Annotated in this window: 2 protein-coding genes; one reads left to right on the forward strand and one right to left on the reverse strand. The window is 42.1% G+C overall.

The annotated features are described in order from the left end of the window. Positions 1-193 precede the first annotated feature (193 nt). Entirely contained in the window at positions 194-2,047 is a 1,854-nt protein-coding gene (locus LD39_RS15705) for a sodium:proton antiporter (protein WP_035549399.1), read from the reverse strand. Between the two features lie 353 nt (positions 2,048-2,400). On the opposite strand from LD39_RS15705, the gene brnQ reads away from it, so the two are divergent. Continuing rightward, positions 2,401-3,154: branched-chain amino acid transport system II carrier protein (gene brnQ, locus LD39_RS15710; protein ID WP_035549401.1), on the forward strand; the 754-nt coding region annotated here is incomplete at its 3' end.

The raw sequence follows: 3,154 nt of genomic DNA on the forward strand, positions 1-3,154 counted from the left end.
AGTAAAACGACCGAGGAGGCTTGCCAGTTCCCCCGCAGGAAAGCGAATCGTTTCCCAGCCCCCCCTTGACTCATTCAAGGCAACGGACCCAAATCATCTCGAAATCGAGTCTTCAACAATTCTGCACTTATGTGGAATAACTTAGCATGGATCAAAAATGCCTCCGAAATTAATTCGGAGGCTTTTTTGATCTTTATTTCTTTTTAGGCTCTTTTCTTTGTTCTTCCAGCTTTTCCTGAATTCTTTCAAATTCTTTACTTGGAGGTGTCAGAGATACAATGACATCGCCATTCTCGGCCCGGAGATCAATTTCAGAACTGTAAAATTCAATTTTACCTGTCGGCTTCTTGATGAAGAGCAGTAAAGCCTGATCATCAATATTATCTAAATACTTTTCGTATGTGTATTTTTCTGTAATATTGGTTTTTCGATAGACATAGCCGTTTTCCACCATCTCATTCAGATCTTCCCACGCTGCCCCTTCTTTGAAGAGCACACGACCGCCAATTGTATGGACAAGACCTTCCAGGTTGTCGCCTTCTCTATTACTTAAACTCAACTGAAACAAATTGTTCCGTCCGAATTCAGGCACAAACGTTGTGCATACAAGGGCATTATAAGAATCTAATTCCGTGGCAGCAATTAAATATTCATACGGGGTCATATCTAAATAGTACTCTGTCTGCTCAGACAAGATCTCCCCATGATAAGATTTAATTCCTGTAGAACGTGCTTTAGACAAGCGCTCCCATGAAGAATCTGCAATAAGAACCGGCACCTTAAGATCTTCTAATACTTTAGCAAGCCCTGTTGAAAAAGGGCTGCCTCCTGAGATCAATACTCCAGGCGGCCCTTCCGTGGAAAGTCCTAGTTTTTTCGATAGCCACCCAATTGAAAACCCATGGGCAACTACAGTCGTAAATACAAGGGCAAAAGTAATTGAGATCAGGATGGAAGCATCCTCAAAACCTGACTCTAGTAAAATGCTTGAGAAATAACTCGCTACGGTAAGTGCGACAATTCCCCTTGGTGCAATCCATCCGACTAATAACTTTTCGGACTTCGATAAATCCGTTCCCCATGTGGATAAAAAGATGGATAAAGGACGAACAATAAAAAGCATCAGCAAGACAAATCCAATCGTTTGGATATTAAATATCTCCACTAAGGTTTCCTGTGTCAAAGAGGCAGTCAACATAACAAATATGGTAGATATCAATAGTAAGGAAATATTCTCCTTAAAATGCCTCATATCCGCAATAGATGATATGTGCATATTCGCAAGGGTCATCCCCATAGCGGTTACAGATAGCAAGCCGGTTTCGTGTGTGACCTCATCTGCAATCGTGAAGCACGCGATGACGACCGTAAATACAACCGGTGATTTAAGAAATTCGGGAACATACCCGGTTTCAAACATCCATCCTACGCCCTTCCCGCACGCGAGACCTAGTAATACAGCAAAGATCGAAGCAAGGAGGAAGGCGAACAGTTCGGATGGGTTCACGTCTGTACCTTGTATGAACTGAATGATTTCGAAAGCAAACACCGCGAGTAACGCACCTATTGGGTCAACGATGATCCCTTCCCATTTTAATATCTTCGCAGGTCGCGGTTTCAACTTCGCTTGTCTTAATAGAGGCAGGATGACCGTGGGTCCAGTTACTATGAAAAGTCCACCTATTACAAAGGCTACCGCCCAGGACAGCCCTGCCACATAGTGTGCAGCCAGAGAGCCAAGGATCCAGCTTAAGAAAGCACCGAACGTGACAATTCGGAAGACGGGCCGTCCTAATCCCCTTACTTCCTTGAAGTCCAAATTCAAACTGCCTTCAAAAAGGATAACAGCAACCGCTAGTGAAATGATGGGTTTATATAAATCTCCAAAATCTTCTTCCGGATTCATTATTCCTAATACCGGGCCTGCCAACAGACCTACAATGGACATGACGACGATGGCGGGTAAACGAAAACGCCAGGCTACCCATTGAGATCCGACCCCTAGTATTCCAATTAACATGAATTGGAGTAACAGCGAATGAATCATGTATTGCATCCCTCATCTCGAAAGGTTATATTTTACCGTTGTTAAATGATATAGCCATATTCTATAATTCGTCATTCCATCTGTAAACTATATTGAATTGAAGATGAACATTGCAATAAATCACCAAACCCTTTTGTAAGCGTTTACTTATATGGGAATCTTAACCTTTATAATATTCTAAAAAAAGGATTGACATAATTTTTTGACATTGATAGTATTACTGCGTTGCATCATAAAAATAAGAAAGAACTTTGTCGAAACATTGGATATTTTAGCCATTGGACCTTACTGCTCATCCTTGGATAGGAGAGCTTTTTTTACGCATATTATAGACATCCAGGAGGAGGCTTATTATGAAGTCAAGAGACACCATGTTTATCGGTTTCACGCTATTTGCGCTGTTTTTCGGGGCAGGAAATTTAATTTATCCTGTTTCTTTAGGGATTGAATCCGGCACGTCTTATGCTGCCGCTATCTCAGGCTTCGTGCTTACTGGTGTTGGACTTCCAATCATTACTGTCGCCGCTATTTCCTTAGTCAAAAATGGGGCGATCCAATTAGCTGGAAGAGTCCACCCTTTATTCGGTTTATATTTTACAGCTATGGTCTATTTAGTTATCGGACCATTTTTTGCGATTCCTCGTGCAGCAAACGTTGCCTTTGAAATGGGGGCTGCTCCTTTCTTAAATGGAAATTCTATGACCTTATTCATTTATTCCATCATTTTCTTTCTATTAGTGTATTGGGTGAGTTTAAACCCTTCGAAGCTCGTGGATCGAATCGGCCAATTCTTGACTCCTGCTTTGTTTCTGGCCATTCTTGGGCTTGTTATCGGGAGCTTCTTCTTATTGGATGGCCCTATTCAAAGTCCTGGAGAGAAATATCAGAGCCAACCATTTTTCAGCGGCTTTATTGAAGGTTATTTAACTATGGATGCTATTGGCGCATTAGCATTTGGAATTATTGTTGTAACTTCTTTCCGTGATCGTGGAGTGGATGATCCAAAGGAATTGACGATAAGAACCTTGAAGGCGGGACTTGTGACAGCTGTCGGGCTTGGCAGCGTGTACGTAGCGATCGGCTGGATTGGTGCTAAGATGGCTACGG

It is taken from the genome of Halobacillus sp. BBL2006 (assembly GCF_000786645.1).
Classification (GTDB): Bacteria; Bacillota; Bacilli; order Bacillales; family Halobacillaceae; genus Halobacillus.